The 21,263-nt window shown below is 73.1% G+C and carries 20 protein-coding genes and 1 pseudogene; 12 read left to right on the top strand and 9 right to left on the bottom strand.

Translation table 11 applies throughout. The annotated features are described in order from the left end of the window. Nucleotides 1-37 precede the first annotated feature (37 nt). Nucleotides 38-766, bottom strand: coding sequence for a ZIP family metal transporter (locus ACIBCJ_RS17630; RefSeq protein WP_362103667.1), 729 nt, complete (start codon nt 764-766; stop codon nt 38-40). A 95-nt stretch (nt 767-861) separates the two neighbouring features. Here ACIBCJ_RS17630 and ACIBCJ_RS17625 point away from each other — a divergent pair. Both ACIBCJ_RS17625 and cobC read left to right on the top strand, forming a co-directional pair. Further along, a pseudogene (locus ACIBCJ_RS17625) lies at nt 862-1,332 on the top strand (cobalamin biosynthesis protein); the annotation flags it as partial. A 339-nt stretch (nt 1,333-1,671) separates the two neighbouring features. After that, entirely contained in the window at nt 1,672-2,772 is a 1,101-nt protein-coding gene (gene cobC, locus ACIBCJ_RS17620) for an Rv2231c family pyridoxal phosphate-dependent protein CobC (RefSeq protein WP_365980286.1), read from the top strand. A gap of 315 nt (nt 2,773-3,087) precedes the next feature. Here cobC and ACIBCJ_RS17615 read toward each other — a convergent pair whose 3' ends face one another. Both ACIBCJ_RS17615 and ACIBCJ_RS17610 read right to left on the bottom strand, forming a co-directional pair. Then, nucleotides 3,088-4,032 (bottom strand): SCO1860 family LAETG-anchored protein, encoded by a 945-nt coding sequence (locus ACIBCJ_RS17615; RefSeq protein WP_362509578.1) that lies wholly within the window; start codon nt 4,030-4,032, stop codon nt 3,088-3,090. Nucleotides 4,033-4,218: 186 nt separating this feature from the next. Further along, nucleotides 4,219-5,310 (bottom strand): amidohydrolase family protein, encoded by a 1,092-nt coding sequence (locus tag ACIBCJ_RS17610; RefSeq protein ID WP_362103664.1) that lies wholly within the window; start codon nt 5,308-5,310, stop codon nt 4,219-4,221. 427 nt (nt 5,311-5,737) lie between these two features. Between ACIBCJ_RS17610 and ACIBCJ_RS17605 the strand changes: the two genes are divergently transcribed. The 5 genes from ACIBCJ_RS17605 to thpD all read left to right on the top strand — a co-directional run bounded on the left by ACIBCJ_RS17605 (nt 5,738) and on the right by thpD (nt 10,510). Next, on the top strand, nt 5,738-6,877 hold the full coding sequence (locus tag ACIBCJ_RS17605) for an aminotransferase class V-fold PLP-dependent enzyme (protein ID WP_365980285.1): 1,140 nt from the start codon (nt 5,738-5,740) through the stop codon (nt 6,875-6,877). 327 nt (nt 6,878-7,204) lie between these two features. Further along, nucleotides 7,205-7,723, top strand: a complete 519-nt coding sequence (gene ectA / locus ACIBCJ_RS17600; protein ID WP_362103662.1) for a diaminobutyrate acetyltransferase — start codon at nt 7,205-7,207, stop codon at nt 7,721-7,723. Nucleotides 7,724-7,834: 111 nt separating this feature from the next. Then, entirely contained in the window at nt 7,835-9,106 is a 1,272-nt protein-coding gene (gene ectB / locus ACIBCJ_RS17595) for a diaminobutyrate--2-oxoglutarate transaminase (RefSeq protein ID WP_133890443.1), read from the top strand. Nucleotides 9,107-9,205: 99 nt separating this feature from the next. Continuing rightward, entirely contained in the window at nt 9,206-9,604 is a 399-nt protein-coding gene (locus ACIBCJ_RS17590; RefSeq protein WP_133890444.1) for an ectoine synthase, read from the top strand. A 6-nt stretch (nt 9,605-9,610) separates the two neighbouring features. Beyond that, nucleotides 9,611-10,510 (top strand): ectoine hydroxylase, encoded by a 900-nt coding sequence (gene thpD / locus ACIBCJ_RS17585; RefSeq protein ID WP_362103661.1) that lies wholly within the window; start codon nt 9,611-9,613, stop codon nt 10,508-10,510. 118 nt (nt 10,511-10,628) lie between these two features. On the opposite strand, the gene ACIBCJ_RS17580 is transcribed toward thpD, so the two are convergent. The 4 genes from ACIBCJ_RS17580 to ACIBCJ_RS17565 form a co-directional block, all read right to left on the bottom strand. Next, nucleotides 10,629-11,723 carry an aminotransferase class V-fold PLP-dependent enzyme gene (locus tag ACIBCJ_RS17580; RefSeq protein ID WP_365980284.1) on the bottom strand — a complete coding sequence of 365 codons (1,095 nt, stop codon included), beginning with the start codon at nt 11,721-11,723 and terminating at the stop codon, nt 10,629-10,631. Between the two features lie 71 nt (nt 11,724-11,794). Next, nucleotides 11,795-12,511: a DsbA family oxidoreductase gene (locus ACIBCJ_RS17575; protein WP_362509568.1), complete on the bottom strand. Its 717-nt coding sequence runs from the start codon at nt 12,509-12,511 to the stop codon at nt 11,795-11,797. A gap of 105 nt (nt 12,512-12,616) precedes the next feature. Further along, the gene (locus ACIBCJ_RS17570) at nt 12,617-13,225 is read right to left on the bottom strand and encodes a DUF1349 domain-containing protein (RefSeq protein WP_365980283.1); all 609 of its coding nucleotides are present in this window, start codon (nt 13,223-13,225) and stop codon (nt 12,617-12,619) included. A 119-nt stretch (nt 13,226-13,344) separates the two neighbouring features. Next, nucleotides 13,345-14,874, bottom strand: coding sequence for an aldehyde dehydrogenase (NADP(+)) (locus tag ACIBCJ_RS17565; RefSeq protein ID WP_362509562.1), 1,530 nt, complete (start codon nt 14,872-14,874; stop codon nt 13,345-13,347). A gap of 115 nt (nt 14,875-14,989) precedes the next feature. Here ACIBCJ_RS17565 and ACIBCJ_RS17560 point away from each other — a divergent pair, with 115 nt between their 5' ends. The 5 genes from ACIBCJ_RS17560 (at nt 14,990) to ACIBCJ_RS17540 (ending at nt 19,119) form a co-directional block, all read left to right on the top strand. Continuing rightward, complete coding sequence (locus ACIBCJ_RS17560; protein WP_362103656.1) at nt 14,990-15,763, top strand: IclR family transcriptional regulator; 774 nt, start codon at nt 14,990-14,992, stop codon at nt 15,761-15,763. A gap of 3 nt (nt 15,764-15,766) precedes the next feature. After that, complete coding sequence (locus ACIBCJ_RS17555) at nt 15,767-16,237, top strand: GNAT family N-acetyltransferase (protein WP_362103655.1); 471 nt, start codon at nt 15,767-15,769, stop codon at nt 16,235-16,237. 92 nt (nt 16,238-16,329) lie between these two features. Continuing rightward, a complete protein-coding gene (locus ACIBCJ_RS17550; protein WP_365980282.1) occupies nt 16,330-17,784 on the top strand; it encodes a penicillin-binding protein 2 in 1,455 nt (484 codons plus the stop codon). Nucleotides 17,785-17,860: 76 nt separating this feature from the next. Further along, nucleotides 17,861-18,436, top strand: a complete 576-nt coding sequence (locus ACIBCJ_RS17545; protein WP_362103653.1) for a SigE family RNA polymerase sigma factor — start codon at nt 17,861-17,863, stop codon at nt 18,434-18,436. Beyond that, nucleotides 18,433-19,119, top strand: a complete 687-nt coding sequence (locus ACIBCJ_RS17540; protein WP_365980281.1) for a hypothetical protein — start codon at nt 18,433-18,435, stop codon at nt 19,117-19,119. The genes ACIBCJ_RS17545 and ACIBCJ_RS17540 overlap by 4 nt, the downstream gene beginning before the upstream one ends. Nucleotides 19,120-19,132: 13 nt before the next feature. On the opposite strand, the gene ACIBCJ_RS17535 is transcribed toward ACIBCJ_RS17540, so the two are convergent. Together ACIBCJ_RS17535 and ACIBCJ_RS17530 are read right to left on the bottom strand one after the other, a co-directional pair. Further along, complete coding sequence (locus ACIBCJ_RS17535; RefSeq protein WP_365980280.1) at nt 19,133-19,930, bottom strand: HAD family acid phosphatase; 798 nt, start codon at nt 19,928-19,930, stop codon at nt 19,133-19,135. Nucleotides 19,931-20,047: 117 nt separating this feature from the next. Continuing rightward, the gene (locus tag ACIBCJ_RS17530; RefSeq protein ID WP_365980279.1) at nt 20,048-21,196 is read right to left on the bottom strand and encodes a pectinesterase family protein; all 1,149 of its coding nucleotides are present in this window, start codon (nt 21,194-21,196) and stop codon (nt 20,048-20,050) included. Between the last annotated feature and the right edge of the window lie 67 nt (nt 21,197-21,263).

Raw genomic sequence — 21,263 nt, 5'->3', positions numbered from 1 at the left:
CGGGCGGGGCGGGGCGGCCGTGGGCGGCCCGGGGCCCTCAGTCGGCGATGCCGACCACCAGCCAGATGAACGCCGCGCCCGCGACCGTGCACAGCAGCGTCGAGCGGGCGGGGTGCTCGTGATGGGCCTCGGGGAGGATCTCGGCCGCCGCGAGGTAGAGCAGCACACCGCCGAAGAGGCCGAGGTAGGCGCCGAGCGCGCCCTCCGGGATCGTGAAGAGGAGGGTGGAGGAGGCGCCGACGACGGGGGCCAGCGCGTCGGCCACCAGCATCGCGACGGCCCGGCGGCGGGCGTTGCCGTACAGGCTGGTCAGTGTGTAGGTGTTGAAGCCGTCCGCGAAGTCGTGGGCGATCACGGCCATGGCCACCGCCGCGCCCATGCCGCCGCCGACCTGGAAGGCCGCGCCGATCGCCACGCCGTCCATGGCGCTGTGGCCGACCATCGCGGCCGCGGCCGTCAGGCCGACCTCGGGCGAGCGGTGGCCGTGCTCGTCGCCGCCGTGCGCGGCCCGGCGCGCCGCCAGCAGGCGTTCCACCAGGTGCGCGAGCAGGAACCCGGCGACGAAGAGCAGCAGGGCGGCGGGCACGCCGAAGACCTCGTCGCCGGCGGCCTTCAGCGCCTCCGGCAGCAGGTCGAGGCCGACGACACCCAGCATCAGGCCACCGGCAAGGCCCAGGACCAGGTGGCGCCGGTCGGTCACGCGCTGCGCCGTCCAGCCGCCGGCCAGCGTCATCAGGAACGCGCCGAGCGCGACGAAGACCGCCATGCGCCCTTGGTATCCGATCGCACCGGGTTCAGGCGCGTACGACAGCGGCAACCGCAGTAAATATGCGCAGGATGCACAGGAGAGGACCGCACACCATGCCTTACGGGGTTCAGGAGGCCGCCGGGACGTCCGGGGTTCCCGTGGAGTCGGTGGCTGCCGGCGCGGGGGCGCGGGCCGGCGGTCCGCCGTCCCTCGTCGTCGGGGTCGGCGCCTCCCGGGGCGCGCCGGTCGGTGAGGTGCTCGGGCTGGTGCGGGACACCCTGCGCGCGGCGGGACTGTCCGCCGCGTCGGTCGCCGAGCTGGCCACCGTGGACACCAAGGCCGGTGAACCCGGGATCGTCGGCGCCGCCGAGCTGCTGGGCGTGCCCCTGGTGACATACCCGGCCGGCGAGCTGGCGGGCGTCGAGGTGCCCCACCCCTCCGACGCCCCGCTCGCGACCGTGGGCACCCCGTCGGTCGCGGAGGCGGCGGCTCTGGTGCGCGGGGGCGAACTCGTGGTGCCCAAGCGGAAGTCGGCGACGGATCCCGCGCGGGTGACCTGCGCGGTCGCGTCCCGCGTACCCCGTGCGTCCGAGGCTGAGGCTGCGGCAGCGGCAGCGGCTGCGGCTGCGGCTGCGGCAGCGACAGCGACAGCGACAACGACAACGACAACGACAACGACAACGACAGCGACAGCGACAACGACAGCGACAACGACAGCGACGGATGCAGGCGCGGCACCCGGGGAGACCCCGTGACGGCCCCGCCCGTCGGGGGCGGCCTGCGGATGCGTCACGACGGCCGCGTCCACCGCGCCGCGCCGCTGGGCTGCGAGGACGGGGTGGGGCTGCCGCGGCGGCCGCACTCCCACCCCGACGAGGAGGGCGCACATCACCACGGGCACCATCACGGACATGGACACGCACATGCGCACGCACACTGAGACCGGCGCCGCGACCGGGACCGGCCCCGTCGGTCCGGATCTGCGGCACCACGGGGACGCCGAGGTGCGCGACGACGGTTCGGCGCTGGTGGACCTCGCGGTGAACGTCCGTACCGGCACTCCCCCGGCGTGGCTGCGGGAGCACGTCGCCGCCTCGCTGGGCTCGCTCGCCGCCTACCCGGACGGGCGGTCCGCCCGGGCGGCGGTGGCGGCGCGGCACGGTCTGCCGGTGGAGCGGGTGCTGCTGACGGCCGGCGCGGCGGAGGCGTTCGTGCTGCTGGCGCGGGCGCTGAAGGTGTGCAGGCCGGTCGTGGTGCACCCGCAGTTCACCGAGCCCGAGGCGGCGCTGCGGGACGCGGGGCACTCGGTCGGGCGGGTGGTCCTGCGGGAGGCGGACGGCTTCCGCCTCGACGCGGCGGCGGTCCCCGAGGACGCCGATCTGGTGGTGGTCGGCAACCCGACCAACCCGACCTCGGTGCTGCACCCGGCCGGTGTGCTCGCGGCGCTGTCCCGGCCCGGGCGGACGCTGGTCGTCGACGAGGCGTTCATGGACGCGGTGCCGGGCGAGCGGGAGGCGCTGGCCGGGCGGACGGACGTACCCGGGCTCGTCGTCCTGCGCAGCCTCACCAAGACGTGGGGCCTGGCGGGGCTGCGCATCGGGTACGTCCTGGCGGACCCGGAGACGGTCGGCGCCCTGGAGCGCGCCCAGCCGCTGTGGCCGGTGTCCACGCCCGCGCTCGCGGCGGCCGAGGTCTGCGTGGCGCCGCGGGCGCTGGCGGAGGCCGCCCACGCCGCCCACCGCACCGCCGCCGACCGGGGCCGCCTCCTCGCCGGGCTCGCGCGGTTCGCCGGGGCCGGGGTGCGGGCCGTGGGCCCGGCCGAGGGCCCCTTCGTCCTGCTCCACGTCCCGGACGGCGCCGCCGTGCGGCACCGGTTGCGCGGCCTGGGGTACGCGGTGCGGCGCGGGGACACGTTCCCGGGGCTGGGCGGGGACTGGCTGCGCCTTGCGGTACGGGACCGGGCGACGACCGACGGCTTCCTGCGCGCGCTGGAACACGCCCTGGCGGTACCGGACCCGGCCTGAGGGCCACGACCCCGGCGGCACGCCCGCTGAGCAGCCCCCGCTTGCGCCGGGGCCAGGACCGGGACCCCGCCCTGCGCCAGAACCAGGACCGCGCCGCCGGCCGCGACGGTGGCGGCCGGAACCGGCCCGACGGCGCACCGCCCCGGCAGACCCTGCGATCAGCCCCGCCTGCGCGGGCCAGGACGCGGGGCCCCGCCGCTCGCCAGAACCAAGACCGCGGCACCGGCCGCGACTACGGCGTCCACGGCAGCGGTGACCGTGGCGGTGGCAGCCGGGACCCGCCCGACGGGCCACCACCCCGGCCGGCCCCCGCGATCAGCCCCGCCTGCGCCGGGCCAGGGTCAGAGCTCCGCCGCCCGCCAGGACCAGGACCGCGGCGCCGGCCGCGACGTACGGCGTCGACGAGCTGCCGCCGGTCTCGGCGAGGTCCGCCTCGGCGCGGGCGCCCTGGGGCTTCACCTCCGCGGCGGGCTCGGCGTCCTGCTCGGCCGGGGGCCGGTCGGCCTTCGCCGGGGGCTGCTCGGCCTCGTCCACGGGGGCGGCCGGGGACTCGCACGTCGCCTCGGCCAGGGACACGGTGCCCTCGACCTCGGCGACGTTCAGGTCGAGGGGGTTGACGGAGACCTTGAGCCGCAGCGCGGTGGCGGCGGCCGTGCGGGAGGTGGTCTCCCGGGCCGAGAGGTCGAGGCGTACCTCGCCGACGCCGGGCACCTTCACGTCGGTCGTGCCTCCCGTGGTCAGCGTGACCTTCTTGCCGAGGACCGTCACGGGGCCCAGCAGGTTGGCGTCGGCGACCGGCTTCTTCCCGGCCTCGCAGGTCGCCCTGGCGGTGACCTCCCGCACCTCGACCACCGACAGCAGCGGCAGGCCGGGGACGTGCAGCCTGGCGCGGGCCAGGGTCGTGCTGCCCTCGCTCTTCCCGGCGGTGGCCGTCGCCCTCGCCTCGGCGACGTCGGCGCGCAGGACGCTGAAGGGCTTTCCGCCGCCGACGCCGTCCAGCCGGACGGTGAGCGCGGTCTTCTCGGCGCTCTCGGGTGCCTGCACCTCGTTGAGGGTGACCGCGAGCGGGACGTTCACGGTCTTGTCGAGCAGGGAGACGTCGAGCCCGGTGCGCAGCACGGCGGCGCTCGCGCGGCCGTGGTCACCGGTCGCGTGGGCCGGTCCCGGGCCGGCCAGGACCGCGGGACCGACGGCCAGGGCCGTGGCCGCCGCGACGGTGGTGAGACGGCGTGCGGGCATGCGGAAGGTGTTGCCGTTCAAGGTGGTGGGACCCCCAGTGAGACATGCGTGCGGGGCACGCATGAGCGACGTGCTTGGGACCCGGACAGAATGTCCCCGGGTCGGCCGAACCGTCAGCGAACCCAGGGCACTTCACCCCTTCGTGGGGTTTTGGCGAACCTTTTCGAATCCTTCGGTACAGGTGTTCCCCGGTGTCACTCCTGTCGGCTAACCGACGACCCGCCCGTTGAGCACCACCCGGCGCGGAGCGCCGAGCACGCGTACGTCCGCGCGCGGGTCCTGCTCGTACACCACCAGGTCCGCCGGTGCGCCCTCGTCCAGGCCGGGACGGCCGAGCCAGCGCCGGGCGGCCCAGGTCGTCGCGGCGAGCGCCTCGACGGGCGGGATGCCGGCGGTGACCAGTTCGGCGACCTCGGCCCCGGCCAGTCCGTGGGCGAGGGCGCCGCCCGCGTCGGTGCCGACGAAGACGGGGACACCGGCGTCGTAGGCGTTGCGCACGGTGTCGTAGCGGCGTTCGTGAAGCCGGCGCATGTGGGCCGACCAGCGCGGGAAGCGGGTCTCGCCGCCGTCGGCCAGGGCCGGGAAGGTGGCGATGTTGACGAGCGTGGGCACGATGGCGACCCCGCGCTCGGCGAAGAGGGGGATGGTGTCGTCGGTGAGCCCGGTGGCGTGCTCGACGCAGTCGATGCCGGCCTCGACCAGGTCGCGCAGGGAGTCCTCGGCGAAGCAGTGCGCGGTGACGCGGGCGCCCAGACGGTGCGCCTCGGCGATGGCCGCCTCGACGGCGCCGCGCGGCCAGCAGGCCGACAGGTCGCCGAGGTCGCGGTCGATCCAGTCGCCGACCAGCTTCACCCAGCCGTCGCCGCGCCGGGCCTCCTGGGCGACGTAGGCGACGAGGTCCTCCGGCTCGACCTCCCAGGCGTAGTTGCGGATGTAGCGGCGGGTGCGGGCGATGTGCCGGCCGGCCCGGATGATCTTCGGGAGGTCCTCGCGGTCGTCGATCCAGCGGGTGTCCGAGGGCGAGCCGGCGTCGCGGATGAGGAGGGTGCCCGCCTCGCGGTCGGTCAGCGCCTGCTTCTCGGCGACGTCCTCGGGCACGGCCCCGTGCCGGTCCAGGCCGACGTGGCAGTGCGCGTCGACGAGTCCGGGCAGCGCCCACCCCTCGACGGTGCGGACGTCGGCGACGCCCGTGGGACGGTCGTAGGTGATCCGGCCGTCGACCACCCACAACTCGTCCCGGACCTCCTCCGGTCCGACGAGCACCCGCCCCTTCACGTGCAGCACCGCGCGATCCCTCATGTCCCGCACCCTAGACGGTGCCCTCGCCCGCGTCCGGGGCCCGGTCGCCGGCGGCCGCCGCGCGGGCGCGCGGTGCGGACGCGTACCCGGCCCCGACGGCGCTCGCGACGACGGCGAGCGCGAGGACGGCCCGCTCCTCGTGCCCGGGCGTGCGACAGGGCGGCGCCGGTGCGGAACCCGCGCCGCCACCACGACGATCACGACGACCAGCACAAGTACCGGGAACACGGGCCCAGTTCATCGGACGATCACCGCCGCGGCCGTAGCGGAAGCCGCAATTCCGGGCGTGGGGGTGTCGCAACGGAAGCACTCCGGCGCGAGTGCCGACGGGTGCCATGGTTACTCTCGACTCCGTACGCGACGTACCGCGTCCGTACGCGACGCACCCCGCGTCACGTACCACCGCCGCACCGAAGAGAGCACCGCCGTGACCCACCCGTTCCTGGACCTCGCCCCGCTGACCGCCGGCCGTTTCGCCGCGATCGAGGACCGGATCGCGCGCCTGCTCGGCACCGGCCAGGACGTGGTGGTCATGCAGGGCGAGGCGCTGCTGCCGCTGGAGGGCGCCATCCGCGCCGCCGCGGGCCCGGGCACCGTCGCGCTGAACGTCGTCACGGGGCCGTACGGGCAGACCTTCGGGGACTGGCTGCGGGACTGCGGCGCGACCGTGCACGACCTCGCGGTGCCGTTCCACCGGGCCGTCTCCGCCGAGGAGGTCCGCCGCGCCCTCGCCGAGCACCCGGAGATCGATTTCGTGTCCCTGGTGCACGCCGAGGCGGCGACCGGCAACACCAATCCGGTCGCGGAGATCGGTCAGGCGGTGCGGGCGCACGGTGCGCTGTTCTACCTGGACGCGGTGGCCTCCGTGGGCGCCGAGCCGGTGCTGCCGGACGCGTGGGGCGTGGACCTGTGCGTCATCGGCGCGCAGAAGGCGATGGGCGGCCCGGCCGGGGTGTCGGCGGTGTCGGTGAGCGAGCGGGCCTGGGCGCGCATGGCGGCCAACCCGAACGCCCCGCGGCGCTCGTACCTGTCGCTCCTCGACTGGAAGGAGCGCTGGATCGACGGCGGCCGCAAGGCACTGCTGCACGCGCCGGCGCAGCTGGAGATGCTGGCGCTTGAGGCGTGCGTCGAGCGCATCGAGACGGAGGGCCCGCGGACGGTGATGGCGCGCCACGCGTCCGCCGCGGCGGCCACCCGGGCCGGCGCGCTGGCGCTGGGCGGCGGCCTGGAGCCGTACGTCCGGGAGGCGCGGGACGCGGCGCCGGTCGCGACGACGCTGCGGGTGCCCCCGGGCACCGACGCGTCACGTCTGGTGGCCCGGGCCCTGGAGTCCGACCCCGCGCTGCCGCTGGCCGCGGGCGGGGGCGCGCTGGCCCGGGAGATGGTCCGGGTCAACCACTACGGTCCGGACGCCACGCCGGGTGTCGTGCAGAGCTGCCTGGCGGCACTGGGTGCCGCACTGACCGAGGCCGGGGCGGCCGCGGACCCGGGCGCGGCCCGGCGCGCCGTCGAGGCGTCCTGGGGCGATCAGGGTGGCACGAACGGCGCGGGTCTTTCCGAAGCCTGAATTCCGGGAATTTGCCGAAGCCATCGGAATGAATTCGGCAATTCTTTTGAGTAGAGCCATCCGTGTTCTTCTGCCCGCTTTCCCGGGACCTAAACGCTAAGATTTCGATAAGTTCCAGACCGGCATTTCGGACACGCGGCGCACAGGTTACATGATTGTGACCCGATACACATGCTGACCGATTTGCGACCTTCGTCCGGGTCAAATCATCCCAAAGTGTCAACGTTTCGCGCGGTGGCACGCGCCCGCGTGATATCACAAGGACCCGCCCACACGTAACCCCGTCCGGCGATGCAATTTCGAATTTCGCTGGGTAATTTCATTTGCATGACTGCCGCGCAAGCAGACCTGCAAATCGATCGTCCAAGAGTGGCCGACGGCGCCGCCCTGTGGCGGATAGCCAAGGACTCGAAGGTCCTCGACGTGAACTCGTCCTACAGCTATCTGCTCTGGTGCCGTGACTTCGCGGCGACCTCGGCCGTCGCCCGCGACGGGCACGGCGTGCCAGTGGGTTTCGTGACCGGCTACGTACGGCCCGACCGGCCCGACACGCTGCTCGTGTGGCAGGTGGCGGTGGACGAGGCTTACCGTGGTCGAAGGCTCGCGGCTGCGATGCTCGACGGGCTCGCCGCACGGACCCTCGCGGAGTGCGGGACGACGACCTTGGAGACCACCATCTCCCCCGACAACACAGCGTCCCAGCGGCTGTTCACCTCGTTCGCCGAGCGCCACGGCGCCGGCCTGGAGCGCGAAGTCCTCTTCGACACGGACGAGTTCCCCGACGGGCCCCACGAGCCCGAGGTCCTGTACCGCATAGGCCCGCTCACCGGCCCGGCCCGCGGCTGACCGTCCGGCCCCCGCCGGCTCCCCCGGACTTCCCGGCCGGGACCGCGACCGGTCCCACCGGATCCGTACGACCTTCCTCTCCCACCCTCACCCCACGAGGAGCGATTCGTCGTGACCATCACCCAGCCCGACCTCAGTGTCTTCGAGACCGTCGAGTCCGAGGTGCGCAGCTACTGCCGCGGCTGGCCCACCATCTTCGACCGTGCGGTCGGCAGCCGCATGTACGACGAGGACGGCCACGAGTACCTCGACTTCTTCGCCGGCGCGGGCTCGCTCAACTACGGGCACAACAACGCGGTCCTCAAACGCGCGCTGATCGACTACCTGGAGCGGGACGGCGTCACGCACGGTCTCGACATGTCGACCACCGCCAAGCGCCGCTTCCTGGAGACGTTCCAGAACACCATCCTGCGCCCGCGCGACCTGCCGTACAAGGTCATGTTCCCGGGCCCGACGGGCACCAACGCCGTGGAGTCCGCGCTGAAGCTGGCGCGCAAAGTGAAGGGCCGCGAGTCGATCGTGTCCTTCACCAACGCCTTCCACGGCATGTCGCTCGGCTCGCTCGCCGTGACCGGCAACGCCTTCAAGCGGGCCGGCGCCGGAATCCCGCTGGTGCACGGCACGCCCATGCCGTTCGACAACTACTTCGACGGCACCGTCGAGGACTTCATGTGGTTCGAGCGGCTGCTGGAGGACCAGGGCTCCGGCCTGAACAAGCCGGCCGCCGTGATCGTCGAGACGGTGCAGGGCGAGGGCGGCATCAACGTCGCCCGGGCCGAGTGGCTGCGTGCCCTGGCCGACCTGTGCGAGCGCCAGGACATGCTGCTCATCGTCGACGACATCCAGATGGGCTGCGGCCGTACCGGCGCCTTCTTCTCCTTCGAGGAGGCGGGGATCACGCCGGACATCGTCACCGTCTCCAAGTCGATCAGCGGCTACGGCCTGCCGATGTCGCTGTGCCTGTTCAAGCCGGAACTGGACGTCTGGGAGCCGGGCGAGCACAACGGCACCTTCCGTGGCAACAACCCCGCCTTCGTCACGGCGACCGCCACGCTGGAGGCCTACTGGGCCGACGGCTCGGCGATGGAGAAGCAGACCCGCAAGCGCGGCGAGCAGGTCGAGCAGCACATGATCGCCATCACCGAGGAGAACCTCGCGGACGTCAAGGAGTACCGGGGCCGCGGTCTGGTCTGGGGCCTGGAGTTCCACGACAAGGCCCGCGCGGGCCGGGTCGCCAAGCGCGCCTTCGAGCTGGGGCTGCTCATCGAGACGTCCGGCCCCGAGAGCGAGGTCGTCAAGCTGCTGCCGGCCCTCACCATCACGCCCGACGAACTGGACGAGGGCATGAAGACCCTCGCCCGGGCCGTCCGCGAGACGGCCTGACCGTCCCGCGCCACCACCCCCGCTTCCGGCGCCTTCGGCCCGCGGCCGCGGGCGCCGGGGACCCCTGCACATCCCTCACCTAGGAGGCATCGCAACACCGTGATCGTCCGTTCGTTCAAGGAGTTCGAAGGCACCGACCGGCACGTGAAGAGCGCGACCGGCACCTGGGAAAGCACCCGGATCGTCCTCGCCAAGGAGAAGGTCGGCTTCTCCCTGCACGAGACGATCCTGTACGCGGGAACCGAGACGTCGATGTGGTACGCCAACCACATCGAGGCCGTCGTCTGCACCAAGGGCGACGCCGAGTTGACCGACCGCGAGACGGGGAAGACGTACCACATCACGCCGGGCACGATGTACCTCCTCGACGGCCACGAGCGGCACACGCTCAAGGTCAAGGAGGACTTTCACTGCATCTGTGTCTTCAACCCGCCCGTCACCGGACGGGAGGATCACGACGAGAACGGCGTCTACCCGCTGCTCACCGAGGAGGTGTGAGTCATCGTGACCATCACGACCACGAACATCACCGATCTGTACCCCACCCGCGGTGCCACCGAGGTGGCCACCCCCCGGCAGGACCCGGTGGTCTGGGGCAGCCCCGACGCCCCGGGCCCCGCGTCGGCCGCTGACCTCCAGTCGCTGGAACGCGACGGCTTCCTCGCCGTGGACCAGCTCATCGGGCCGGACGAGGTCGCCGAGTACCAGCGGGAGCTGCAGCGCCTCACCACGGACCCGGCCATCCGCGCGGACGAGCGCTCGATCGTCGAGCCGCAGTCCAAGGAGATCCGGTCGGTCTTCGAGGTGCACAGGATCAGCGAGGTCTTCGCGAAGCTGGTGCGCGACGAGCGCGTGGTCGGACGGGCCCGGCAGATCCTCGGCTCGGACGTCTACGTCCACCAGTCGCGGATCAACGTGAAGCCCGGCTTCGGTGCCAGCGGTTTCTACTGGCACTCGGACTTCGAGACCTGGCACGCCGAGGACGGCCTGCCCAACATGCGCACCGTCTCGGTCTCGATCGCGCTCACCGAGAACTACGACACCAACGGCGGTCTGATGATCATGCCGGGGTCGCACAAGACGTTCCTCGGGTGCGCGGGGGCCACGCCGAAGGACAACTACAAGAAGTCCCTGCAGATGCAGGACGCGGGGACGCCGTCCGACGAGGCGCTGACGAAGATGGCCTCCGAGTACGGCATCAAGCTGTTCACCGGCAAGGCCGGCTCGGCGACCTGGTTCGACTGCAACTGCATGCACGGTTCGGGCGACAACATCACGCCCTTCCCGCGCAGCAACGTGTTCATCGTGTTCAACAGCGTGGAGAACACGGCCGTGGAGCCGTTCGCGGCGCCCATCCGGCGGCCGGAGTTCATCGGCGCGCGGGACTTCACCCCGGTGCGGTGACCCGCGACTGATCTCGGGCAGGGGCCTCTTCGTGTGGGACGGGAGGCCCCTGCCCGGTGTTGTCCGCGGGTTCTTCCCGGTCGGCCAGGTGGATCCGGCCCGCCGGGTGGACCCGGTCTCAGCCCGCCAGTACGTCCAGCAACCGGTCCACGTCGGCCTCCGTGTTGTACACGTGGAAGGCGGCCCGGAGGTTGCCCGCCCGGTCGGACACCTGGACACCGGCCTCGCCGAGACCGCGTTGCCGGTGGCCGAGCCCCGGCACGGACACGATCGCGGAGCCCGGCGCGGGCACCGGCTCGTGGCCCAGTGAGCGCACCCCCGCGCGGAACCGGTCGGCGAGAGCGGTGTCGTGCGCGTGCACGGCGTCCACGCCCAGCTCCTCGACCAGGGCCAGGGACTGCCGGGCTCCGGTGTACGAGAACAGGGCGGGGCTCTCGTCGAACCGCCGGGCGCAGTGCGCGAGTTCCTCGACGGGGCCGTAGCAGGAGTCCCAGGGGCGCTCGCCGGTCGCCCACCCGGCGAACAGCGGCCTCAGCCCGGCCGCCGCGCCCAGGTCCTCCGGCACGACGAGGAAGGCGACGCCGCGCGGGCACAGCACCCACTTGTAGCCGACGGCGGTCACGTAGTCGAAGTCGTCCGCCGCCGTCGGCAGCCAGCCGCCCGCCTGGGAGGCGTCGATCAGCGTCCGCGCCCCGTGCGCCCGCGCGGCCTCCCGCAGCGCGGCGAGGTCGGCGATCCGCCCGTCGGCCGACTGCACGGAGCTGACCGCCACGAGCGCGGTGTCCGGGCCCACGGACTCGGCCAGCCGCTCCAGCGGCACACTGCGCACCTTCAGATCGCCGCGTGTGTGGAGCGGGTTCACCAGGGAGCTGAAGTCCGCCTCCGCGGTGAGCACTTCGGCACCCGGGGGCAGCGACGCGGCGACCAGCCCGCTGAAGGTGGCGACCGAGGCACCGGTCGCGACCCGGGTGGCGGGGACTCCCATGAGGCGGGCGTACGCGGCCCGGGAGGCCTCGACGTCGGCGAACATGTCGAGCGGCCTCCCCTCCGCCGCGGACACCGCCGCGTCACGCATCGCCACGAGGGTCCGGGCGGGCAGCAGACCGGTGCTGGCGGTGTTCAGGTACGTGGTCTTCGGGGCGAACTCGGTACGGACGAGGTTCTCGAAGCTCTCCATGCCACCACTGTGCGACCCCGCGACCTCCCCGTCCATCGCGTATTTCTCCGCGGGTTCTCCAAGCATCGCTTATGAAACCCGTCCCACCTGCGACGACGGCCGGCGCCTCAGCCCCGCGGCACCGCGCAGCCGTCCGGGCCGCAGGCGTCGGCGTCGCCCCCGTCGTCGATCAGCTTCAGCGGCGCGCGCTCGCCCCACGCCTGCGTCAGCGCCTGGGTGAAGACCTCGGCGGGCTGGGCGCCCGAGACGCCGTAGGCCCGGTCGAGCACGAAGAACGGCACCCCGGTCGCCCCGAGCTGGGCCGCCTCGCGCTCGTCGGCGCGCACCTCGTCGGCGTAGGCGGAGGGGTCGGCGAGCACCTTGCGGGCCTCGTCCTCGTCGAGCCCCGCGCCGGCGGCCAGCTCCACGAGGCGCTCGTCGTCGTTGAACACGGAGCGCTCGTCGGCGAAGTTGCCCCGGTAGAGGGCGTCGAGCAGGGCCTCGTGCCGGCCCCGCTCCTTGGCGAGGTGCAGCAGCCGGTGCATGTCGAAGGTGCTGCCGTGGTCGCGGCCTCGGGTGCGGTAGTCCAGGCCCTCGGCGGCGGCCTGTGCGCCGAGGTTGTCCTCACCCGCCTGTGCCTGCGTCGCGCTCATGCCGTACTTGGCGGTGAGCATCGTCAGCACCGGCTGCACGTCGTCCTTGGCCCGCCCGGGGTCCAGCTCGAACGAACGGTGCACCACCTCGACCCCGTCACGGTGCGGGAAGGCCGCGAGCGCCTTCTCGAAGCGGGCCTTGCCCACGTAGCACCAGGGGCAGGCGATGTCGCTCCAGATCTCGACGCGCATGTCTCGGCTCTTCTCCAGGTCGTACGGCTGCGGAGGCCCTCTCCGCCTCGTACGTGAACCTTCAACCAGCCGGTCCCATTCCCGCCGCCCCTCGGCTGCTGCCCCTCAGCTGCCGTCCCGCAGGTCCGCGGGCCAGGACGGCCGGAACTCCAGGCTGTCGTACGTCACGGTGCAGCCCTCCCCCGTGGGCGCCTGCGCGAGGAAGCCGACCAGGGCCGCGCCCGTCTCCTTCTCGTCACCCAGTGTGAAGAGCCGTACGAAGGTCCAGCGCTCCCCGTCGAGGGAGGCGTGGAAGGCGAAGGCCCGTCCGGTGCGGCTGACCCGGAACCAGACGGAGTCGCCCTCGACGGTGAAGGAGTTGCAGTCGTCGGAGTGGCCCCGGGTGACCACCGTGCAGACGGTGGGCACGTCCGGCGAGTACTCCAGGCACAGCTTGGCCCAGGCCCGCTCCCCCACGTGCACGTACAGCACGCCGGCGTCGAAGGCGCCGGTGAAGCCGACGGACACGCGGGCGATCAGCTGGAAGTCCCCGTCGGGCGCCCCCAGCAGTCGCGGCGCGTCGGACACGGACTCCAGCGACTCCCCGGTGGGCGGCACGAACCGGTCCTGGCGGGGCCCGGCCACGCCGGTGAGCACACCGTCGGCGTAGGACCAATGACCGTCGGGCCCGTACGGGCGGAGGGTGAAGGGCAGTTCGGTGACGTCAAGTTCCATCGACTGATCATCCCAGGTCAGGGGAACGCCTTGAAGGGGCGCGGGGAACTGCGCGAACAGCCACGACGGCGCCGCACCCGCAAGACAACCGCACCCCTCCGGCGCGCAACCGCGGAGCGCTACCGCTCAAGAACCCCGTTGAACCGCCTCGGCAGCCCCAGCGGATTGTCATCCCGCAGCTCCGCAGGAAGCAGCGCCTCAGGCGTCCCCTGATAAGCGACAGGCCGCAGCCAACGCTCGACAGCAGTCCCTCCCACCGACGTGGACGTCGAAGTGGTAGCCGGGTAGGGCCCCCCGTGCTGCTGGGCCGCGGCCACCGCAACCCCTGTCGGCCAGCCATTGACCAGCACCCGCCCCGCCAACGGCACAAGCTCCGCGAGGATGGACGCCCCGCGTCCCTCCCCCGCCGCCTCCTCGGCGGACAGCTGCACGGTCGCCGTCAGATTCCCCGGCAGCCGCGACAGCACCCCCCGCACCTCGCCCTCGTCGCGGTAGCGGGCCACCACGGTGACCGGCCCGAAGCACTCCTCCAGGAGCAGGTCGTGCTCGCCCTCGGCCGCCAGCCGCGCCGCCGGCACGGTGAGGAACCCGGCGCTGACGGTGTGCTCGCCGCCCGCACCCGGCGTCACCGGGGAGTCCACGTCGGGCAGTGCGGCGCGCTCGGCGACGCCCGCGACGAAGTTGTCCCGCATGCGGTGGTCCAGGAGCACACCGGCGTCGGTGGCGCTGACCGCGTCGGTGAGGGACTTGACCAGGCCGTCCCCGGCGTCACCGGACGGCACCAGCACCAGGCCGGGCTTCACGCAGAACTGCCCGACGCCCAGCGTCATGGAACCGGCCAGGCCCGCGCCGATGTCCTCCGCCCGCTCGGTGGCCGCCGCCTCGGTGACGACGACCGGGTTCAGCGATCCCAGCTCGCCGTGGAACGGGATCGGCACCGGCCGCGCCGCCGCCGCGTCGAAGAGCGCGCGGCCGCCGCGGACGGAGCCCGTGAAGCCGGCCGCGGCGACCAGCGGGTGCTTGATCAGCTCGACGCCCGCCTCGAAGCCGTGCACCAGGCCGAGGACGCCGTCCGGGATGCCGTGGCGGGCCGCGGCCCGGCGCAGCACCTTGGCGACCAGCTCGGACAGGGCCGGGTGGTCGGGGTGGGACTTGACGACGACCGGGCAGCCGGCCGCGAGCGCGCTCGCGGTGTCGCCGCCGGGGACGGAGAAGGCGAAGGGGAAGTTGGACGCCGAGTAGACGGCGACGACGCCGAGCGGCACCTTGTAGCGGCGCAGGTCGGGGATGGGCGGGGTGGCGGTGTCGTCGGGGTGGTTGACGACCACGCCGAGGTACTCGCCCTCGTCGACGATGTCGGCGAAGGCCCGCAGCTGGTAGCAGGTGCGGGCGAGTTCACCGGTGAGCCGGACCGGGCCGAGGGCGGTCTCCGCGTCGGCGACCTCGACGAGGGTGGCCTCGGACGCCTTCAGCTCGTCGGCGGCGCCGCGCAGGAAGGCCGCGCGTACGGTGCGGTCGGCGAGGGCCTCGCGGGCGGCGTGCGCGGCGCGGACGGCCGCGTCCACCTCCTCGGCCGTGGCTTCCACGGCGACCTGTTCGCGCTGCTTCCCGGTACGGGGGTCGACACTCCAGACTGGTGCTGCTGCCACCGCGGGTCCCTCCACGTGCTCTGCACGGAACTCGTTCGATATGCTGAACGCTGTCTCTACTGATGAATATGCTGCTCGCGAGAGTATTTCCCGTCGAACGAAGGGGTCAAGGGCGATGACGGCTGTCGAGACGGGGGGCGGAGCGCAGGTCAAGTCCGCGGTGCGGACGGTTGAGCTGCTCGAGTACTTCGCCGGACGCCCCGGTATGCACTCCCTCGCGTCGGTCCAGGAGGCCGTCGGCTATCCCAAGTCCAGCCTCTACATGCTGCTGCGCACGCTGGTGGAGCTGGGCTGGGTGGAGACCGACGCCACCGGCACGCGGTACGGCATCGGCGTGCGGGCGCTGCTGGTCGGCACCTCGTACATCGACGGCGACGAGGTGGTCGCGGCGGCCCGGCCGACGCTGGACCGGCTCTCGGACGACACGACGGAGACCATCCACCTCGCGCGGCTGGACGGCACGAACGTCGTCTACCTGGCCACCCGGCAGTCCCAGCACTATCTGCGGCCGTTCACCCGGGTCGGCCGCCGGCTGCCCGCGCACTCGACCTCGCTGGGCAAGGCGCTGCTGAGCACCTACAGCGACGAGCAGGTGCGCAAGCTGCTGCCGGAGACGCTGCCCGCGCTCACCGAGCACACCATCACCGACCGGGAGAAGCTCATCGAGGAGCTGCACCAGGTGCGGGAGCAGGGCTTCGCCGTGGATCGCGAGGAGAACACGCTGGGGCTGCGCTGCTTCGGCGTGGCGGTCCCCTACCGCACCCCCGCGCGGGACGCGATCAGCTGCTCGGTGCCGGTGGCGCGGCTGACGCCGGCGCACGAGCAGATGGTGAAGGACGCACTTTTCGACGCACGGGACCGGCTGACGCTGGCCACGCGTAGGCTCTGACCCATGCACATCGCACTGCGCGAGGTCCACGACAGCGATCTGCCCGTCTTCTTCCGGCAGATGAACGATCCCGAGGCCCTGCGCATGGCGGCCTTCACCCCCAAGGACCCGGCCGACTGGGACGCGTTCGCGACGCACTGGACGAAGATCCGGCACTCCCGCGACATCGTGCGGACCATCCTCGCCGACGGTGACGTGGTCGGCAGCACCGCGGTGTACGGGGACCCGGGCGAGCGCGAGGTGACGTACTGGGTGGACCGGGCGTACTGGGGGCGGGGCGTGGCCACGGCCGCGCTGCGCGCCCTGCTCACCGAGGTGCGCGACCGCCCGCTGTACGCGCGCGCGGCGGCCGACAACACGGGGTCGCGGCGCGTGCTGGAGAAGTGCGGGTTCGTGACCAGCGTGCAGGCGCGGGGGTTCGCGCCGGCCCGCGGCGAGGAGATCGACGAGGTCGTCCTGCACCTGGCGGAGTGACGCGCCGGCCCCGGATGAACACTCGATGAGAAAGATGAGAAACCGGGGCACAGGGGAACGATCGCCGCCCGCCCGTTCGTCCTGTCGTCGGGATGAACAAGACGATCAGGCGCGCATCGGTCTTCACGCTGCTCCTGGTGTTCGCTCTGCTGGTCAGGGCGACCTGGGTGCAGTTCTACGAGAGCCGGGCGCTCGCGGACAGCAAGGACAACCGGCGGAACGCGATCGAGACGTACGCGGAGCCGCTCGGGGACATCATCGTGGCCGGCCGGTCGGTCACCGGCTCGGCGTCGACGAAGGGCGGCGACCTCGCGTACAAACGCACGTACGAGAACGGGAGGCTCTACGCGGCGGTGACGGGCTACGCCTCGCAGGCGTACGCGCCGACCCAGCTGGAGGGCATCTACCAGGACGTGCTCAACGGCACCGATCCACGGCTGAAGACCGTGATGGACACCGTCACCGACACGCGCGCGGAGCCGGGCAACGTGGTGACCACGATCGACCCGGCCGTGCAGAAGGCCGGGTTCGAGGCGCTGGGCGACAAGAAGGGCGCCGCCGTCGCGATCGACCCGAGGACGGGCCGGATCCTGTCGGTCGTGTCGACCCCCTCCTACGACCCGACGTCGCTGACCGACGCCAACACCGCGGGTGAGGCCTGGGAGAAGCTGACCGGCGACCCCGACAAGCCGCTGACCAACCGCGCGCTGCGCCAGCCGCTGCCGCCGGGTTCGACGTTCAAACTGGTCGTGGCGGCCGCGGCCCTGGAGAACGGGCTGTACGGCTCGGTGGACGAGCGGACCGACAGCCCGGACCCCTACACCCTCCCGGGCACCTCCACGGAGCTGTCCAACGAGAACCCGAACGCCCCCTGCGAGAACGCCACGATCCGCACCGCGCTGCAGTACTCGTGCAACAACGTCTTCGCGAAGATGGCCGTCTCCCTCGGCCAGGACGACCTGCGTGCCATGGCCGAGAAGTTCGGCTTCAACGACGAGACGCAGGACGTGCCCGTCCGGGCGTACCCCAGCGTGTTCCCGAAGGACATGGACCGGTCGTCGACGGCGCTGACCGGTATCGGCCAGTTCGATGTGACCGCGACGCCGTTGCAGATGGCGATGGTCTCGGCAGCCCTCGCCAACGGTGGCGAGCTGGTCTCCCCGCACATGGTGTCGCAGGTCACCGACAGCGGCGGGGACGTCCTGGAGGACCACACGGACGCCGATTCGAAGCGGATCGTCAGCTCCGCCACCGCCGCGCAGTTGCAGTCGGCCATGCAGACCGTCGTCAAGGAGGGCACGGGCTCGGGCGCGCAGATCCCCGGAGCGACGGTGGGCGGCAAGACGGGCACGGCCCAGCACGGCGAGAACAACAGCGAGACGCCGTACGCGTGGTTCACCTCGTACGCCAAGTCCGGCACCTCGGGCAAGGAGGTCGCGGTGGCGGTCGTCGTCGAGCAGTCCGACGCAGCCCGCAGCGAGGTCAGCGGCAACGGCCTGGCGGCCCCGGTGGCCAAGGCGATGATGGAGGCGGCCCTCAAGGGCTGACTTTCCGGGGGCCGGCCGGGTTCGGTCTGCCGTACGGTGTTCGGCACCCGGGAAGCCGCTGCGAGGAGGGTCCGCCGTGGGGACAGCCGTCGACGACGCCGCCTCCGCGGAGTTCCACGCCTTCTTCGAGCGCCACTACGCCGAACTGGCCCGGCTCGCCCACCTGCTCACGGGCGAGCCGGACGCCGCCGACGACCTCGCGGCGGACGCCCTGCTGGCCCTGTGGCACCGCTGGGACCGGGTCCGCGCGGCCGACCGTCCGGTGGCGTACGCGCGCGGGGTCGTCGCCAACCTCGCCCGTACCCGCGTGCGGGCCGCCGTGCGCGAACGCAGACGCGTCGCCCTGTTCTGGTCGCAGCGCGCTGAGCCGACGGAGAACCCCGACGTCGCGGGCGTGGTGGACGTACAGGAGGCGCTGCGCCGGCTGCCGTTCCGCAAGCGGGCGTGCGTGGTGCTGCGGCACGCCTTCGACCTCTCCGAGAAGGACACGGCGCTCGCCCTGGGCGTCTCGGTGGGCACGGTCAAGAGCCAGACGTCGAAGGGGGTGGCCGAGCTCCAGCGGCTGCTCGGCACCCGGACGGCTCCCCGCGCTCCCCGGCAGGTGCGCGCGGCGGTCGCGCGAACCGGTGGCGCCGCGGGAGGGGCCCGATGACCGGACCGCGGCGGGACGGGGACGAGGCGGGCGCGGAGCTGCGCGCCCGGCTGCACGCGGCGGCCGGGACGCACCGGCCCGACCGGGCGCGGATGCTGGCCCGGGTGGAACGCGGCATGACGGCCGGGGAGGGCGGGCCGGCCCGCCCGTCACCGCCGGGCTGGGTCCGGGTGGCGGGGGCGACGGCGGCCGTGGCGGCCGTCCTGGTCGCCGGGGGCCACACCGTCGCCTCGGTGGTGCGGGACGACGCTCCCGTGCCGCGCCCGGCCACCGGCGCGCACCAAGCGCCGGCGCCCGGTCGGCTGTGGTCGAGCGGCGCCGTGGACCCGCACAGCAACGACTTCTGGGCGCAGAGCAACGTCACCGTGAGGGCGGACACCGCCCTGACCGCGCTCACCGTCGAGCTGCGGGTGGCGCAGACGGGCTCGGTGACCTCCACCGGGGCCTGGCGGTCGCTGCCGGAGGCGGACTTCGCGTTCACGGTCGCCGAGCGGGGCGGTTTCCTCGTCTACCGGTGGACGCTCCGGGAGGGCCGTACGGTACCGGCGGGCGCGTGGGTGTTCGCCGGGCAGTACAACCACGGGCGCGGCGGCCGGGACGCGGGCGGCGACCGCTGGTCGGTGACGGCCACCGCCCCGTCCGGCCCTCTCTCGACGGCGGGCGGCTTCACCGCCCGCGGCTGAGCGGGGGTGGGTGCTACTCGACGAAGTACGTCGGGTTGGGCAGCTTGTACGTGCGGTCCGCGTAGCCGCCCTGGAGGTCGGAGTACTGGTCGCCGAAGTTGGCGACGATGTCGTAGCCGAGGTCGCGCTCGATGTGCCGGCGGGTGCCCGCCTTGTACTGCACGGTGGTGCACGTCCAGGTGCCCGGGGTGGCGCAGTGGGCCAGGTAGGACGGCGGGTTCGCCTTGTCCTTGAGGAAGATGTGGGAGGCGTCGAGGTTCACGTCGGCGCCGACCCGCTTCAGGTTCTGGACGGCGGCGGTGCGCTGCGCCTCGCTCAGGCCGGAGTTGTAGAAGACCTCGACCCCCTTCTTCTCGGCGTACCGGGCCAGCTCGGGGCTGCCGGGGACGGCCGGGCGGTCGGCCCGGTCGACGTAGGCGGCCCAGGTGGCGCCGTCGTAGCCGTAGTTGTTCTTCTTCTCGTAGTCGAGGCTGAGCAGCAGCGTGTCGTCGATGTCGAAGACGACGGCCGGCCGGTCGTGCCGGTGCTGCGCCGCGCGGGCCGCCCGGTCGATCTGCTTCTTCGCGGCGGCGTCGAGGCGGGCCAGGTCGGCGGCGTACGGGCTGTCCGGGGATGCCTGGTAGACGCCGTCGGCGTCGAGCGTGGTGCCGTAGTAGGCGTCGATGTCCTTGGCCAGCACCCCGATGTTGTACGGCTCGTGGGTGGAGTTGGCCGTCGACTGGCCGGCCGTGGCGGCGCCGGTGCCGTACAGGACGGCACCGGCGACGGCACAGGCGGCGGTGACGGTCGCGATGCGCAGTGGTTTATGCATGACACAGGTTTCTACGCGCGTCACCCGGGTGAGCGCGAGACCCGTGGCCGGATTCGCACCCCCGCATCTGGCAAAGATCGCGTCAAGCGGGTCAAGTACCGCCGCGGGGAGGGCCGGTCAGTGCCGTCCGCGGTGCGGCTGCCGGTCGTCAGGCCGCCAGTCGCCGAGGTACGTCTCCCGGGTGTGCCGGGCGGCCTCCGCGCGGGTGAGCTGCGGCCGGTTCTCCGGGACGACGACCTCGGCGCCGGGCCCGGTGTTGCGGTACTCGGCGAACCGCTGCTCCTGCCAGGGGTACGCGTCCCGCATGTCGGCGTACGGCGCCGCCGCGTCGATGCCCGCGCCGAGACGGGTCCCGCGCACGGTGAGCATCGGGCGGGCGGTCGGGTCGGAGCTGGGCACCCAGGGGCGGGCCAGCTTGTAGTAGCCGGCAGGGGCCTCGCTGCTGACGCGGCCGCCGGTCACCAGGTAGCCGCGCGGGTTGGCGCCCGCCGTGGACGGCGCGAACACGAAGCCGTACGGGGCCGCGTCGAGGTCGGGGCGGACCAGGGTGCGGAAGTGGCAGTGCTCGTACACCGCGGTCGCCCGGCCGAAGACGAAGTCGACGTCGCCCTCGACGTAGCAGCGCTCGTAGTACTGGCGGGCGAAGGAGGCGAGGTCGCGGGTGTCGGCGTAGAGGGTGTCCTGGTGGCCGAGGAAGCGGCAGTCGTGGAAGGCGGACCGGTCGCCCATGACCTTGATCGCGACCGCCTGGGTGCCGGTCCAGTCGGGTTGGTCGGCGCGCAGCCAGTCGTTGGCGAAGGTGAGCGCGCGGGCGGTGAAGCCGTCGGCGCGCACGGTGGTGGTGGCGGACCCGCTGGTGCCGTAGGTGCCGGAGCCGTCCGGCTTGGGCGTGCCGGCCGCGTTGTCGTACACGATGACGGCGTCGCGCGGGTCCCCTGAGGCGCCGATCCAGGTCGCTCCGGTGCGGTCGGCGTCGACGGAGACCGTCTCGCGGTAGGTGCCCGGGGCGAGGACCAGTGTCCAGCCGTCACCTCCGGCGGCGTCCACGGCGGCCTGGACGGAGGTGAAGTCGCCGCGGCCGTGCGGGTCGACGTAGAGGGTCCTGGGGGTGCGGCGGGCGGCCGGGGAGCCGTAGCGGCCGAAGGGGTGCGGGCGGGGCCGGGTGCCGGCGGCGGCGGGCCCGGCGGTGAGGCCGAGGCCCAGGGCGGCGCCCGCGCCGGCGGTCGTCAGGAGGAAGCCTCTGCGGGAGGGGGCGGGGCGGTGCATGCGGGTGCTCCTTCGGGGCGGACGGGGGCGGGCGGGGTGGGCCGGGGCGGTGCGGGCGCCCCGGCCC

The organism is Streptomyces sp. NPDC051136, from assembly GCF_044455745.1.
GTDB lineage: Bacteria > Actinomycetota > Actinomycetes > Streptomycetales > Streptomycetaceae > Streptomyces.
This window is presented reverse-complemented; position numbering and strand designations above follow the sequence as displayed.

What these genes read in the sequence shown, in the direction of transcription:
- ACIBCJ_RS17535 (WP_365980280.1), bottom strand. Translation starts at nt 19,930, where the DNA reads ATGCATAAACCACTGCGCATCGCGACCGTCACCGCCGCCTGTGCCGTC.
- ACIBCJ_RS17550 (WP_365980282.1), top strand. Translation starts at nt 16,330, where the DNA reads ATGAACAAGACGATCAGGCGCGCATCGGTCTTCACGCTGCTCCTGGTG.
- ACIBCJ_RS17630 (WP_362103667.1), bottom strand. Translation starts at nt 766, where the DNA reads ATGGCGGTCTTCGTCGCGCTCGGCGCGTTCCTGATGACGCTGGCCGGC.
- ACIBCJ_RS17570 (WP_365980283.1), bottom strand. Translation starts at nt 13,225, where the DNA reads ATGGAACTTGACGTCACCGAACTGCCCTTCACCCTCCGCCCGTACGGG.
- ACIBCJ_RS17530 (WP_365980279.1), bottom strand. Translation starts at nt 21,196, where the DNA reads ATGCACCGCCCCGCCCCCTCCCGCAGAGGCTTCCTCCTGACGACCGCC.
- ACIBCJ_RS17555 (WP_362103655.1), top strand. Translation starts at nt 15,767, where the DNA reads ATGCACATCGCACTGCGCGAGGTCCACGACAGCGATCTGCCCGTCTTC.
- ACIBCJ_RS17540 (WP_365980281.1), top strand. Translation starts at nt 18,433, where the DNA reads ATGACCGGACCGCGGCGGGACGGGGACGAGGCGGGCGCGGAGCTGCGC.
- ACIBCJ_RS17560 (WP_362103656.1), top strand. Translation starts at nt 14,990, where the DNA reads ATGACGGCTGTCGAGACGGGGGGCGGAGCGCAGGTCAAGTCCGCGGTG.
- ectA (WP_362103662.1), top strand. Translation starts at nt 7,205, where the DNA reads ATGACTGCCGCGCAAGCAGACCTGCAAATCGATCGTCCAAGAGTGGCC.
- ACIBCJ_RS17575 (WP_362509568.1), bottom strand. Translation starts at nt 12,511, where the DNA reads ATGCGCGTCGAGATCTGGAGCGACATCGCCTGCCCCTGGTGCTACGTG.
- ACIBCJ_RS17610 (WP_362103664.1), bottom strand. Translation starts at nt 5,310, where the DNA reads ATGAGGGATCGCGCGGTGCTGCACGTGAAGGGGCGGGTGCTCGTCGGA.
- ACIBCJ_RS17580 (WP_365980284.1), bottom strand. Translation starts at nt 11,723, where the DNA reads ATGGACGGGGAGGTCGCGGGGTCGCACAGTGGTGGCATGGAGAGCTTC.
- cobC (WP_365980286.1), top strand. Translation starts at nt 1,672, where the DNA reads ATGCGCACGCACACTGAGACCGGCGCCGCGACCGGGACCGGCCCCGTC.